The sequence below is a fragment of the Sinomicrobium weinanense genome (assembly GCF_018863395.1).
GTDB lineage: Bacteria > Bacteroidota > Bacteroidia > Flavobacteriales > Flavobacteriaceae > Sinomicrobium > Sinomicrobium weinanense.
The window spans coordinates 159534-173795 of record NZ_JAHKRR010000004.1 but is presented as its reverse complement, the minus strand read 5'-3'; the positions used below and the strand labels follow the sequence as shown (position 1 = coordinate 173795).

Annotated in this window: 9 protein-coding genes and 1 tRNA gene; 4 read left to right on the top strand and 6 right to left on the bottom strand. The window is 46.5% G+C overall.

Features of this window, described 5'->3' with window-relative positions; translation table 11 throughout:
* Position 1: 1 nt before the first annotated feature.
* From KN811_RS13125 to KN811_RS13115, 3 genes are all read right to left on the bottom strand, one after another.
* Positions 2 to 3076, bottom strand: a complete 3075-nt coding sequence (locus tag KN811_RS13125; protein WP_247716497.1) for a SusC/RagA family TonB-linked outer membrane protein — start codon at positions 3074 to 3076, stop codon at positions 2 to 4.
* Positions 3077 to 3688: 612 nt separating this feature from the next.
* Positions 3689 to 3762: transfer RNA gene (locus KN811_RS13120), tRNA-Ala, on the bottom strand.
* Positions 3763 to 4053: 291 nt separating this feature from the next.
* Positions 4054 to 5346, bottom strand: a complete 1293-nt coding sequence (locus tag KN811_RS13115; protein ID WP_187963597.1) for an aminopeptidase P family protein — start codon at positions 5344 to 5346, stop codon at positions 4054 to 4056.
* 429 nt (positions 5347 to 5775) lie between these two features.
* Between KN811_RS13115 and KN811_RS13110 the strand changes: the two genes are divergently transcribed.
* From KN811_RS13110 to KN811_RS13100, 3 genes are all read left to right on the top strand, one after another.
* A complete protein-coding gene (locus tag KN811_RS13110; protein ID WP_187963596.1) occupies positions 5776 to 6438 on the top strand; it encodes a succinate dehydrogenase cytochrome b subunit in 663 nt (220 codons plus the stop codon).
* 9 nt (positions 6439 to 6447) lie between these two features.
* Entirely contained in the window at positions 6448 to 8457 is a 2010-nt protein-coding gene (locus KN811_RS13105; protein ID WP_187963595.1) for a fumarate reductase/succinate dehydrogenase flavoprotein subunit, read from the top strand.
* A 101-nt stretch (positions 8458 to 8558) separates the two neighbouring features.
* Positions 8559 to 9302: a succinate dehydrogenase/fumarate reductase iron-sulfur subunit gene (locus tag KN811_RS13100; RefSeq protein WP_187963594.1), complete on the top strand. Its 744-nt coding sequence runs from the start codon at positions 8559 to 8561 to the stop codon at positions 9300 to 9302.
* A 109-nt stretch (positions 9303 to 9411) separates the two neighbouring features.
* Here KN811_RS13100 and KN811_RS13095 read toward each other — a convergent pair whose 3' ends face one another.
* From KN811_RS13095 to bioA, 3 genes are all read right to left on the bottom strand, one after another.
* Positions 9412 to 10572 carry a beta-ketoacyl synthase N-terminal-like domain-containing protein gene (locus KN811_RS13095; RefSeq protein ID WP_187963593.1) on the bottom strand — a complete coding sequence of 387 codons (1161 nt, stop codon included), beginning with the start codon at positions 10570 to 10572 and terminating at the stop codon, positions 9412 to 9414.
* 26 nt (positions 10573 to 10598) lie between these two features.
* A complete protein-coding gene (locus KN811_RS13090; protein ID WP_187963592.1) occupies positions 10599 to 11192 on the bottom strand; it encodes an SET domain-containing protein in 594 nt (197 codons plus the stop codon).
* A gap of 137 nt (positions 11193 to 11329) precedes the next feature.
* Positions 11330 to 12601 carry an adenosylmethionine--8-amino-7-oxononanoate transaminase gene (gene bioA, locus KN811_RS13085; protein WP_187963591.1) on the bottom strand — a complete coding sequence of 424 codons (1272 nt, stop codon included), beginning with the start codon at positions 12599 to 12601 and terminating at the stop codon, positions 11330 to 11332.
* 60 nt (positions 12602 to 12661) lie between these two features.
* Between bioA and KN811_RS13080 the strand changes: the two genes are divergently transcribed.
* Complete coding sequence (locus KN811_RS13080; protein ID WP_187963590.1) at positions 12662 to 14161, top strand: ArnT family glycosyltransferase; 1500 nt, start codon at positions 12662 to 12664, stop codon at positions 14159 to 14161.
* Positions 14162 to 14262: the final 101 nt, after the last annotated feature.

The following is a 14262-nucleotide window of genomic DNA, read 5'->3' as shown; positions in this document are numbered from 1 at the left end:
TTTAGAATGATGCATTAAGACCTATTAAAAAGGTTCTTGCCTTAGGATATGTAAAGTAATCTATCCCAAAGGTCTGAACTCCCCCCGAGGCTGATCCTGTATTGACTTCCGGGTCAAATCCCGAGTAATCCGTAATGACAAACAGGTTTTGGCCTGTTAACGAAAAACGGATGTTCTGAAAGACATTCTCCAGCCCGATCTTATCCGAACTCAGGTTGTAAGCGAGTGTGGCATTGTTCAGCCTTAAAAAGGAGCCATCCTCCAAATACCTGGTAGATACGGTATTGGCATTGGTCGTTGACTCATTGGGGTACTGCGTGGCAAAGTCCGTCGTATTGTTGGATTTGGACAATTGCGCCTTGGTAAACAGGGTCATGGCCGTATGGTTGTAAACCTTGTTTCCTGCCACACCGTTGAAGTTCAGGCCCAGGTCAAAATCCTTGTACTTAAAGTTCAGGTAATAGGCATAGATAAATTTTGGGATTGCACTGCCCACAACGCTGCGGTCATTGTCCAGGGTCTCGCCATCGCCATTGATGTCCCTGAATATGTTCAGCCCGTCGTCGCCGATGCCATCGAACTGAAACATATAGAATGCGCCTATGGGCTCATTGTTGATGTAACCGTTAATGGTAGCACCCGTTTGGCCGGAACCCTGGGCTGCGCCGGTGGTCAGCACCGAATATGGCGAATCTACTACCTTATTTTTAATATAGGTGATATTACCTCCGATGTTGTATGAGAAATCGCCCGCTGTGTCGCTGCTGTAATCCAGGGCCAGCTCCAGGCCGCTATTGTGGATTTTCATATCGTCGATATTGGTCCAGTATGTGGACGCGGGCTGAATGGGGTCGGCAGGTACAACCTCCAACAGAATATTGGAAGACACTTTATTGAAATAATCCAGGGTACCGGTCAGTCGATAATCAAAAACGGCAAAATCAATCCCTACATCTACCTGGGTAGATACTTCCCATTGCAGGTCGGGGTTGGCCAGTCGCGAATAAACGATCCCGTACGGATAGCCGTCCAATGAATTGGCATCGGTATCAATGGGGTAAGTATTGAGGCTTCCGCTCCCGGTGATCAACCGGTCTTCCGAATAACTGGCCTGTGTGATCTTGGCTGGGATCTCCTGGTTCCCCGTTTTTCCCCAGCTTGCACGCAGCTTTAAGTTGTTGAACCCCGAATCGGCCATAAAATCTTCATTGCTGATATTCCAACCCAGCGCAACAGAAGGGAAATAACCGTATTTGTTGTTTTCGCCAAACTTTGAGGACCCGTCGGCGCGAAGGGTAGCGGTAAACAGGTATTTATCGTTATGACTGTAGTTGACCCTCCCGAAGAACGATTGCAGTTCGTTTTTAACAGCAGAAGAATTTACCGAAGTAGGATACTCGTCTGTACTGGTCTGGTCCTGGTATATGGGGTCTACATTGTTATTGGCAAAACCTTTATAGGAGAAAATCCTGCTTTCGGTCGTGAATTTTTGATAGGAATGCCCCGCCAGCAGCGTAAGGTTGTGTACATCCTTGTTCCAGTTATAGGTCAATGTATTCTCGACCAGTTGGTTGGTGTTGGTGAACATTTCCGTATCCAGGGTCCCGTCTGAAATATTGGACTCATTGATCACTGACGGATAAGGTTTGTATTGCCGGTCCCTGTTTGTAACGGAATAATCCACACCGAGGTTCAGCTTATAGGTAAGACCTTCTACGATTTCAACCGATGGGGAAACGCTTGCCAGAATACGGTTGTTTTTGGCCATATCGCTATATAGTTCATATCTTTTCAACGGGTTTAACTGGTTTGTGTTCAGCAAGGTAGGCTCACCGTCTGTATAAGCGGGGATGGTGGGGTTCAGGCTGAGCATATCGCTCATGGTCGATGTAATACTCGGGCGTAAATTTTCGGTATGAGAGGCCGTAAGGTTGTAATCTACATTGAACTTACCGTTGAATGCCTTTTGGTTCATGTTCAATTTCCCCGAATAGCGCTTTAGCTCGCTATTCTTCAATATCCCTTCCTGGTCCTGATAACCTACCGATGCAAAGTAGGAAAACTTTTCACTGGCGGCTCCGCTCATGGAGAAATCGATATTTTTTGATATCCCCGTCTGACTTAATTCATCCTGCCAGTCCGTGCTTCCTCCATAATCTTCAAGGGTCCCCCCCGAAGCCGCTACCTGACTGCGAAACTCATCGGGATTGAACACGTCTATTTTATGTGCCATGGACGACAGAGCCGCGGACACGGAAAAATTCATTTGGGTTTTCCCCGATTTTCCCCTTTTAGTGGTAATTACAACAACCCCGTTGGATGCCCTGGAACCATATACCGCAGTGGCGCTGGCATCTTTTAATACATCTATACTTGCAATATCGTTGGGATTGAGGAAGTTCAAAGGATTGGTAACAATGCCCGTAGAGGAGTTGTCGAGCAAAAAACCATCTACTACATATAATGGCTGTGTTCCGGAGCGCAAACTTCCAACCCCCCTGATAATTACGTTTTGAGCAGCACCGGGTTCGCCGCTGTTCGGAGCAATATTTACTCCTGCCATTTTGCCCTGCAGCAGTTCGCCCGGGTTTGTGACCACCCCCTTGTTAAAATCCTCGCTTTTAACAGAAGCCACAGCCCCGGTAACGTCCGATTTTTTCTGGGTACCGTAGCCCACTACTACAACATCGTCCAATTGTGTTGCATCCGGTTCTAACTGAACCTCTATCCTGGATTGCCCGTTCACCGAAACCTCTTTCACGGAATATCCCAAAAAGGAAATTTCCAGAATGGCATCGGTATTGACATCCATGGTAAAATTTCCGTCAAAATCGGTGGTTACACCGTTTGTTGTTCCTTTTTCAACGACGCTTGCACCGGGTAACGGAGCTCCGGTATCGTCGAGAACAGTTCCGGAAATGCTTTGTTGCAAAAATACCGGGGTATCCTTTTTGAAGTTGGTGATTTTTTCAATATTCTTTGTCGATTTTGTACGGGTTTCGGAACTGAAACCCATCAGGGAAATCAATAATGCCGTGGCAAAGGCGATTTGAGATAAGCCTTTTTTACAATACATAAGTTTTGAGTGTTGGAATTTTTGATAAATTTTCGATGTTTTTAAAGAAGAGCCTGTTCTCACAGGCTCTTTGTCTTTTTCACACTTTTTTTATTTCAATCAAAAATAGGGTTTCGAAATTGTAACCTTAATTATGAGATTGTTATGTTTCGGTTAATAGAATAGTACATAGAGTTTTTGCCCCAAGGTGGTGCATGTAAAATCTATTTAAAAACCATTCAGAGAATACTATACTTCAGCTCCACTTGAGTCCCGTTCGAGGCATTATTATTTCCACATATGGCCTAATGTGGAAAATTTTCACCCTTTTTCCATCCTCAAAATATAATTCGGCAAGAAAAGAAATACATAATTTAGGTTATGCAGATTATAAGGTCTGGGGATGACACGGAGTATAAATATAAAAATTTTTCTTATATAATTTCCCTGTTTAGATTATCTTAATTTTTTACATAATTCACAATTTTCAGGGATTATCCGAAGTATATTGACACTAAAAACAAGACTTAAAGTAAAAATTCACAAAGCCGGGATAAGGGAAAGAAACAGTCAAAAAAATTGTCAACTAAAAAACAAAACCCTCATAAACATTGATGTTATGAGGGTTTTCTGTGGAGAAGATGGGATTCGAACCCACGACCTCTTGCATGCCATGCAAGCGCTCTAGCCAGCTGAGCTACATCCCCGTTTTTTATACCGGAAGCCGTACTTTGACTGCTTTTTGGTTTCAGGGGGCAATATTACGCATTTTTTTTGTTTCACTGCAAAAAATAATCGCTTTTTCTGTATTGTAAAAAAGGAATGTCTGAAAAATTGCATATACGTCATGCTGATTTGTTTCAGCACCCCATCATGCTGATCAGACCAATCACGATGAGACCCTGAAATCGAAGATTCGGCGAAGCCAAACAAGTTCAGGGTGACGATGTAGAAGACTTTTCAGACATTCCTTTCAGGCAAATACGGGTATCAGCCTGTTATTTATTCATATATTCCTCGATCTCTTCTACTTCTATCGGGATATTCTTCATCAGGTTTACCGGTTCTCCCTGTTCCTGTATCACTACATCGTCTTCCAGGCGTATCCCCATTTTTTCCCCGGGGATATAAATGCCGGGTTCTACCGTAAACACCATATCGGCCTGCATAGGGGTTTTCAGTGCACCATAATCGTGCGTATCCAGACCTATGTGATGGGAAGTTCCGTGCATAAAATACTTTTTATAGGCCGGCCAGTCGGGGTTTTCATTTTGTACATCGGCTTTATCCAGCAGGCCCAGGCCGAGCAGTTCGGAGGTCATCAGCTTACCAACCTCCCTGTGGTATTCGGCCCATAAAGTACCCGGAACAAGCATTTTAGTAGCTTCGTCCTTTACCCGGAGAACAGCGTTATACACCTGCTTCTGTCTCGGGGTAAAGCGGCCGTTTACAGGTATGGTACGGGTCATATCACTGGAATAATTGGCGTATTCGGCCCCTGCATCCATTAACAGCATATCCCCGTCTTTGCACTGTTGGTTGTTTTCAATGTAATGAAGCACACAGGCATTGAAACCGGAACCGACGATCGGGGTATATGCAAATCCTTTCGACCTGTTCCTCAGAAATTCGTGCATATATTCCGCCTCGATCTCATATTCCCAAACTCCGGGCTCTACAAACCCGAGCACCCGTTTAAAGCCTTTTTCCGTAATGCTGCATGCATGCCCGATCAACTCTATTTCCCGGGGCTCTTTTACGCCCCGTATTTTTTGCAGTATGGGGTTGCTCTTTTCCCACTTGTGTGCCGGGAATTTTTCCTTGCACCATTTGATAAACCGATCTTCCCGGGTCTCGGTTTCCACGGCCTGGCGATAATGCTCGTTGGTATTGAAGTATACGTTCTCGGCTTCGGTCATAATATCGAAAAACACCTTCTCAAAATCCGTAAGCCAGTACACCGTCTTTATACCACTCACTTCAAAGGCCTTTTCCTTGGTGAGCTTGGCTCCTTCCCAGATGGCAATGTGCTCGTTGGTCTCCCGTACAAAAAGGATCTCCCGGTGCTTGGGGTCTATCGCATCCGGAAAAAGCACCAGGATACTCTCTTCCTGGTCCACACCGCTCAGGTAAAAAAGGTCGCGCGATTGCTGAAAAGGCAAGGTGCTGTCCGCTCCTATGGGATAGATATCATTACTGTTAAAGACCGCAACGCTCTTCGGTTTCATTTTAGAGGTAAATTTGGCTCGGTTCTTTATAAACAGATTCCTGTCAATAGGATCGTATTTCATTTGTTACTTTTTTATTTGTTTTTAATTAGGTCATGCTTCGACAAGTGATATACTGAGTTTACCGAAGTGCTCAGCACAGGCATGGAATGCCCTAAGCTCATTAATCGGTTGATTTCCGTTTTGTACTATGGGCATTTCATAAGAAATCATTTTTTTTGAAGATTCTACGGAATTATCGCCGTGAAGCAAAAGTATAAATTTGCATGCGAATGATGTGTTTTTATCCTCTTAAAGTTTAAACTGTAACAAACGCGGAAAAGGTGGGTCTATCCACTTTTTTCGTTATCATTTCCTGCAAAAGCCATTATTCTGTTACGGAACTCCGCTTTTTCTTTAAATTCATTCTAAATTGCCTTTAAAACAAGAGACAAAGTTTGTCCAAAATCTTTCTGAGCAGTACTTTTGTCAGGTTAAAAAACTACAAAACCGATGAGCGGATTCATAAAATCTTCCATTGCAAGAAAAGTCGCCATGGCTCTTTCTGCGATCTTTTTGTTACTGTTTCTCCTGCAACATTTTATTATTAATTTCTCCTCGGTACTCAGCGCCGACCTCTTTAACGAGTTTTCCCATTTTATGGGTACCAACCCCTTAGTGCAGTTTATCCTGCAACCCATACTTATCTTCGGCGTTGTGTTTCACTTCGTCATGGGTTTTATCCTGGAGGCGAAGAACAAGAGTGCGAGAAACATCAAATACGTACAATATAAAGGTAATGCCAATTCTTCCTGGATGTCCAGGAACATGATATACAGCGGTATAGTGATCCTGGCTTTCCTGGGGCTTCACTTCTACGATTTCTGGTTTCCGGAGATCGCCCATAAATACGTTCATTTCCTTCCTGAGGACCCCAACAGGTACTTCGGGGAAATGGTAGAAAAGTTCCATGACCCGGTAAGGGTAGCTCTGTATTGCATCGCGTTCGTTTTACTGGCACTGCACCTGTTGCACGGGTTCAGTTCCTCATTCCAGTCCGTGGGCTTTAACAACAAATACACTCCCGCCGTCAAAAAAATTGGAAAAGCATATGCGATACTGATCCCGCTGGGGTTCATATTCATCGCCCTTTTTCACTATTTCAATTCACTATAATTCGCGATTATGGCTACTTTAGATTCCAAAATACCACAAGGCCCTTTAGCAGACAAGTGGACCAATCATAAAAATAATATCCGGCTGGTAAACCCTGCCAACAAGCGTAAGATCGATGTTATTGTCGTGGGAACCGGGCTTGCCGGAGGGTCGGCAGCAGCCACCCTGGCCGAATTGGGATATAATGTAAAGGCATTTTGCTACCAGGATTCCCCCCGCCGCGCCCACTCCATTGCCGCACAGGGCGGGATCAACGCTGCCAAGAACTACCAGGGCGACGGTGACTCCGTTTACCGGTTGTTTTACGACACCATCAAAGGGGGCGACTACCGTTCGCGCGAAGGCAATGTATATCGCCTGGCGGAAGTTTCCGGCAATATCATAGATCAATGTGTGGCACAAGGCGTGCCTTTTGCAAGAGATTACGGCGGGCTCCTCGACAACCGTTCTTTCGGAGGGGTGCTGGTATCCCGTACATTCTACGCCAAGGGACAGACCGGGCAGCAATTGCTCCTGGGAGCCTATTCTGCCATGAACCGCCAGATCGCCAAGGGGAAGATCAGCATGTATAACCGCCACGAAATGCTCGATGTAGTCGTTGTCGATGGCAAAGCCCGGGGAATTATTGCCCGGAACCTTATCACCGGGGAAATCGAAAGACATTCGGCCCATGCCGTGGTTATCGCTTCCGGAGGATATGGAAATGTATTCTTCCTCTCTACCAATGCGATGGGGTCTAATGCCACGGCCGCATGGAAAATACACAAGCGGGGAGCCTATTTTGCCAATCCTTGCTATACACAGATACACCCTACCTGTATCCCTGTTCACGGCGACCAGCAATCCAAGCTCACCCTGATGTCCGAATCTCTCCGTAATGACGGACGTATCTGGGTGCCAAAAAAACTGGAAGATGCCCAGGCCGTACGCGAAGGGAAACTGAAGCCCACTGATATCCCCGAAGAAGAAAGGGACTATTACCTGGAACGGCGTTACCCGTCATTCGGTAACCTCGTGCCGCGGGATGTAGCCTCCAGGGCAGCCAAGGAACGTTGCGATGCCGGTTTTGGCGTGGTGAACAACAGTACTAAAGAAGGGGTTTTCCTCGATTTTGCCTCCGCCATTGAAAGATACGGAAAAGAACAGGCTCACATCCAGGGCATCCACAACCCTTCTAAAGAAAAGATCACGGCACTCGGTGAAGAAGTCGTTGCTTCCAAGTACGGCAACCTCTTCGACATGTATCGACAGATCACCGATGACAATCCATATAAAACCCCGATGAAAATATATCCTGCGGTACACTACACCATGGGAGGTATCTGGGTAGATTACAACCTGATGACCACTGTTCCCGGCCTGTACGCCATAGGAGAGGCCAACTTCTCCGACCACGGTGCAAACCGCCTCGGGGCTTCTGCCCTGATGCAGGGGCTGGCCGACGGGTATTTCGTTCTACCCTACACTATCGGTGATTACCTGGCCGATGATATCCGCACGGGCCCCATACCGACAGATACCCCGGAATTTGATGAAGCAGAGAAAAACGTTACCGGGCAAATTCAACAGCTCATCAACAACAATGGTAAGCATTCAGTGGACTACTTCCACAAAAAGCTCGGCCTTATCATGTGGAACAAGGTAGGAATGGCCAGAAATGCCAAAGGCTTGAACGAAGCCATCCATGAAATTTCCGAATTACGCGAGCAGTTCTGGAAAGAGGTGAAGGTCCCGGGAACCGCGGAAGAATTTAACCAGGAGCTGGAAAAAGCAGGCCGTGTGGCCGATTTCCTCGAACTGGGAGAACTGTTTGCCCGTGACGCCCTCGAAAGAAATGAATCCTGCGGAGGTCATTACAGGGAAGAATACCAGACCGAAGAAGGAGAAGCAAAACGGGACGACGAAAATTACACCTATGTAGCTGCATGGGAATACACCGGAAAACCGTCTGAGGCTATCATGCACAAAGAAGATCTCGAATTTAAGAATGTGGAACTGAAAACCCGTTCATACAAATAATGTAAGGGCGCAATGCATTGTGCCCACACAGGCTGTATTACGCCTCCTTTTGGTGATGTTTTGCAAGCCTACAACAATAATAACGCATAACGACATAACAAATGAATCTCACACTAAAAATATGGCGCCAGAAAAATGCAAACACTAAAGGCGCCATGGAAACATACAAGGTAGAGAACATTTCGCCCGACAGCTCATTCCTCGAGATGCTGGACATCCTCAACGACCAGCTGGTCAACGAAGGAAAAGAGCCCGTAGCCTTTGACCATGACTGTCGTGAAGGGATCTGTGGTATGTGTTCCCTGCAGATCAACGGAGAACCTCACGGTCCCGGCAGAGGAATCACTACCTGCCAGTTGCACATGCGTAAATTCAAGGACGGGGACACCATTTATATAGAACCTTTCCGTGCCAGGGCATTTCCTGTGATCAAAGACCTCGTTGTAGACCGCAGCGCCTTCGACCGTATACAGCACGCAGGAGGGTATATTTCGGTAAACACTTCCGGAAACACCCAGGACGCCAATGGTATCCCGATTGAAAAACACAAAGCAGACAAAGCCTTTGATGCAGCTACCTGCATCGGGTGTGGCGCCTGTGTGGCAGCCTGTAAGAACGCCAGTGCCATGCTATTTACCTCGGCCAAGGTATCTCAATTTGCTCTGCTCCCCCAGGGAGAGACAGAAGCTACGGAACGCGTTATGAACATGGTCAAACAAATGGACCTGGAAGGTTTCGGGAACTGTACCAATACCGGTGCATGTGAAATAGAATGCCCGAAAGGTATTTCCCTCGAGAACATCGCAAGAATGAACCGCGAGTACCTGAAGGCCAGTGTAAAATAACTCAATCTCTCACATCGAGCGTAGTCGAGATGTCTTGAACTGACCAAACCCCTCGACTACGCTCGGGGTGACAGTGGACTAATCTCAGTTTTTAGCCCCTTCTTCGCTCTCAATCCATCGACACCAGTATACTCACAGCATTTCCGCCAAATCCCACGGCGTTGACCATCACCTTTTTGATCTTTTCGGGAGTTTTTTGTTTCAAATCAAAAGGCACCGGTATAAACTTTTGATATTGCATCATGAGCACAGCCAGCTCCAGGCTAAGTGTGCCCGAAGCACCAAAACCATGCCCTATTTTCCATTTATTGGTTGTAAGCGCGGGCATATGATCGCCAAACACTTTCCGGATGGCATTGTATTCGGACAGATCTCCTTTAATGGTCCCCGGTGCGTGCATAACAACGACATCGACCTCTTCCGGAGACATTTCTCCCAGTGCCATTTTCATGGAGCGTTGAAAACAATCGGCCTCAGTGGAAATGGAAATATTGTGTTTTAATACTTCCGTCGCATAGCCGATCCCTTTCACGCAGGCCAGGGCGTTGTCTTTTTTCCCTTTTTCCAGGCAGACTACCGCTGCTCCTTCACCGAGCACCATGGTATTGGAACTTTTTTCCATATCTAATGCCTTGCAGGGGAAGCCCTCCTCTTCTTCCCTGGCATATACCTTCAGGGCTTTCATTTGAGCTATGGTAAACGGCGTCAGCGGTGCTTCGCTTCCTCCAACGAGGAAACGGTCTGCCATTCCCGCCTGTATCCATGCCATTCCGTTCAGTAAGGCATGTAAGGCCGTAGAACAGGTAATGGAATGGGATATCTGCGGGCCATTGGTCTGCAGGTCGTGTCCTACCCAGGAAGATATGTTTCCGAGCGTGGTTGTTGGTGAAGCCAGTGTTCCCACCTTTCCCCGTTCCAGGTACTCCCGGTGATATTCCTCAAAAAGCCCCGTAGCCCCCCGGGAAGAACCTATATTGATCCCGAAAGAGGTTCCTTTTCCCCAACCTGCTTGTTTTACCGCATTTCTCGAAGTGTAAATCGCGTATAACACCGAATTGTCCAGGCTTTTGTATTTGGGATCGGATTCCCGGAGCATCTTTATTTCTTCTTCCCCTTCGGAAATCAGTCCGGATACATAAGCGCGGTCTGTCCCGAAGTCCCTTTCAGAAATGAGGTGACCGGGACGGAGGTAGTTCTCCCATACGGAACCTGCATGAATACCCAGTGATGAAACGGAAGATATCGCCGTAATGGAAATAGTTTTTTGCACAGCTTTTTGCCTCCAAAGGTAAACATTTATTTTCCCGCTGCCGGAAAGTAACAGGACAATATGGACTCCAGTTTCTCCTTTCCTTTATGAATATTTCGTATTTTCTTCAGGGTCTCTTCCGGCAGTATCTCCTCCAGCGGTTGTTCCACGTCCGGAATACGGGCAAATGCTTCAGAAATGAAATGGTCCCATTTCTTGTGATACCTGAGCAGATCGTCCGGGTATACCACCCTGCGCCTCGTCCCCTCGTAAACTGCCCGAAAAGGCCTGGACACGTTGAGATACCCATAGTCATCGGTCAATTGCTCCCGGGGGTAAATGTCCCTTATGGCAATCTCAAAATCATAAGGAGTTGTGAGACAATTACTTTTAAAACTGTGGTTTACATACTTGGCGTGGTCCCAGCAGAGCACATAGTCGCCTTTGTTGTTCCGGAAAGTGTAAATATCGAGAATGTCCTTGTAAAAATCGCTCATTTCTTCGATCTGACCGGAGGTAAGCACAATATCCAGCTTGTCCTGGACCCAGGTAATCGTTCCCTTGGGAATGAGTTGTGTAGCCACAACGCCGTAACCCATTTCATCGGAAATGAATTGCAGCTCGGTATGCGGATGGATCATCTATGTTATAAAAATCATACTACGAATGTAGCACATTTTTCGATTCGCCGATCGGGTACCCACAAAAATTTCCATACATCTGCCACCCGTATCCCGAGCGGTCCTGAATTATAGTAAGGCATTGGTATTCAGTTTACCTACACTACCTCATCCAATGCCCGTTCAATACTGTCGTATATTTTTTGCAGTTGTTCACCGGTAACCACATAAGGCGGGAGAATATAGATCGTATTACCCAACGGCCGCAGGAACACACCGTTGTCCATAAAGAAACGGAACAGCTTGTCCCGGAGGTTTCCGTAACGTTCCATCTGTATATTAAGATCGAGAGCGTAGATGACCCCGAGCTGACGGGTAGCAGCTACTTTATGATGATTCCGGACCCTTTTGTCAAATTCCCGGTGCGATTCCATGACCCGCTGTAAATTTTGCTGCATTTCTTCCGACCGCAGAAGTTCAATCCCTGCCAGGGCAACCGAACAGGCTAAGGGAGTGGCCGAATAGGTATGCCCGTGAAACAGTCCTTTCGATATATCATCGCTGTAAAAGGCATCGTATACCTTCCGGGTACAGCTCGTTATGGCCATGGGCAGCATACCGGCGGTCAATGCTTTGGACATACTGATAATATCCGGCTGGTTATCCATGTATTCCGAAGCAAAGTTCTTACCGGTCTTCCCGAAACCGGTCATCACCTCATCGGCTATGGTAATAACATCGTTTTCCTTACAAAGCCCGATCAGTGCATTAAGGCCCTCCCTGTCGTGCATTTTCATCGCAGCCGCCCCCTGTACCAGCGGTTCGTAAATAAATCCGGCTACGTTATCCTCACTTATTATTCGCCGGAGTTTTTCCAGCACTTCTTCATTATTTTCCCCGGTGGGCACGGGTATACGTTCCACAGTAAGGAAAAAATCCTCGAACGGGCCGTTGTATACCGACAACCCGGAAACAGACATCGCCCCGAAGGTATCACCGTGGAAACCTTCTTCAAAAGCAACCAGTATATTTTTTTTCTTTCCCCGGTTAAAGTGGTATTGCAGCGCCATTTTTATAGCCACATCCGAAGCGGTAGAACCGTTGTCGGAGAAAAACAGTTTTTGCTGATTTTGGGGCAGTATCTCCATAAGCGCTTCCGAAAGCTCCACGGCCACATCGTGAGTAAACCCGCTGAACACCACATGGTCCAGCCGCTGCATCTGGGCATGGGCCTTCCGGATGATATGATCATTACAGTGCCCATACATACATGTATACCACGAGGCTATCCCATCTATATATTCCTTATTTTCTTCATCGTACAATACCGCCCCTTTTGCCCGGGTAATGGCAATGGCATCGGGGTGTAACTTATGCTGGGTTAAAGGATGCCAGATATGTTTTTTATCACGGTCCGAAATATTTTTCATCACAGGTCGTTATTTATAGTATCTTGCAAAGATGAGAATTGTAGCTAAACCTGACTAACATTGAACCTATTAAAACAGGGGTTTAACATTAATTATTCCCCCCTAAAGTACTATCAGATCTTCCTGATCTTTCTGGGAGTAGCCCTGTTTATCCGCTTCCCTTTCTTTTTCCGGGACTATATAGACCGGGACGAAAGTACATTTATCCTCATGGGGCAGTCCTGGGCGGAAGGGCACCTGCCATATACCGCTCTCTGGGACCTCAAACCTCCGCTCGCTTTCTTTTTCTTTGCTGCCATCATTAAAATTTTCGGTAAGAGTTTTATCGCCATCCGGCTTGCAGGTACTATTGGCATCGCTGTTACATCGCTGTACATGTTCAGGATCGGCGACCGTTTGTCCGGAAAACGGGCCGTAGGGTTCTGGTGCGGAATGCTCTATATCTTTTTGTCCAGCTTGTTCGGCAATGTGCAGGGCGTGATGACAGAGCACCTTTCCATGCTATTCGCCGTCCCTGCATTCTGGTTCCTGATCAAGGCTTCCCGAAAATGGCATATTTTTCTGGCCGGGGCCCTTTTTGGCATTGCTGCCATGACAAAACTCAACCTGGCTTATCCCATTCTCTTTATAGGACTTGGCCTTATGTTCTTCGAATACCGGGAAAAAGGTATTTACACTTCAATACAAAAAGGATTTTTATACGGAACGGGGATTCTGGTCCCGGTGCTCCTCACCATCATCCCTTATTACATAGACGGCCTTTTATGGGTCTGGTGGGAATCGGTTATACTGGCACCACTACATTACGACACTCCGGACCCGGCCAATAATATCGATGCCTTTGTGGATCTGCTGCCCTTTATCGGCATCGCTGCTGTCCTGATCTTTCTCAACAGCAGAAAAAGGTGTTTCCCGAAACGGTGCAGGAACTACACCTATATTTTACTTGCACTTGCAGGAACCATGTTTTCTTTTATACAATCGGGTGAGATGAACAGCCATTACCTCATTCAGCTTTACCCCTACCTGATATTGCCGCTGGCCATCATTGTAAGCCATATAAAATGGCCCCTGAAAGTAGCCTATACCCCTTTTGTCGCCGTGGTGTTGTTACTCATTCAGTTCGAACCCATAAGAGAATACTGTTTTCTCGGTGACCGGGCTTTGGATGGAAAATCCCTCTACAATGGCGAAGGTATCGAGGTTCCTAAATATATCAACACACACTTTGGCAATGTGCAATCGGTCTTTTTCCTGGAAAACCACATCGGATACTGGCTTACTAACGAAGATCCGCCCACAAAGTCGGTAACCCATCCTTCCAACCTGGACCGGGAACAACTCTACCCCTTTTATGACAATCCCCGGAAAAACAGTGTGGAAGAAATACGGTATATCTGTTCCGTGATCAATCCGCAGATCATTGTTACGGAAAAGGGGAAAATACCTTTTATGAAAGACGACTCTCCGGACAATATATACTTTAAGAACATACTGGCCACGCAATATCGTTTTATCAAAAGAATAGGAGAAGCCGAGATATACAGCCGGATTTACTAGAGGCCGTCTTTACGTCATGCTGAACTTGTTTCAGCATCCCATCATATTGATCAGACGGTCGGGATGGGGCCCTGAAACAAGTTCAGGTTGATGAACAGACT

Bases quoted from the DNA above. Each gene is read 5' to 3' on its own strand.
- bioA (WP_187963591.1), bottom strand. From the start codon at position 12,601: ATGAAAAATATTTCGGACCGTGATAAAAAACATATCTGGCATCCTTTA.
- KN811_RS13100 (WP_187963594.1), top strand. From the start codon at position 8,559: ATGAATCTCACACTAAAAATATGGCGCCAGAAAAATGCAAACACTAAA.
- KN811_RS13125 (WP_247716497.1), bottom strand. From the start codon at position 3,076: ATGTATTGTAAAAAAGGCTTATCTCAAATCGCCTTTGCCACGGCATTA.
- KN811_RS13090 (WP_187963592.1), bottom strand. From the start codon at position 11,192: ATGATCCATCCGCATACCGAGCTGCAATTCATTTCCGATGAAATGGGT.
- KN811_RS13105 (WP_187963595.1), top strand. From the start codon at position 6,448: ATGGCTACTTTAGATTCCAAAATACCACAAGGCCCTTTAGCAGACAAG.
- KN811_RS13115 (WP_187963597.1), bottom strand. From the start codon at position 5,346: ATGAAATACGATCCTATTGACAGGAATCTGTTTATAAAGAACCGAGCC.
- KN811_RS13110 (WP_187963596.1), top strand. From the start codon at position 5,776: ATGAGCGGATTCATAAAATCTTCCATTGCAAGAAAAGTCGCCATGGCT.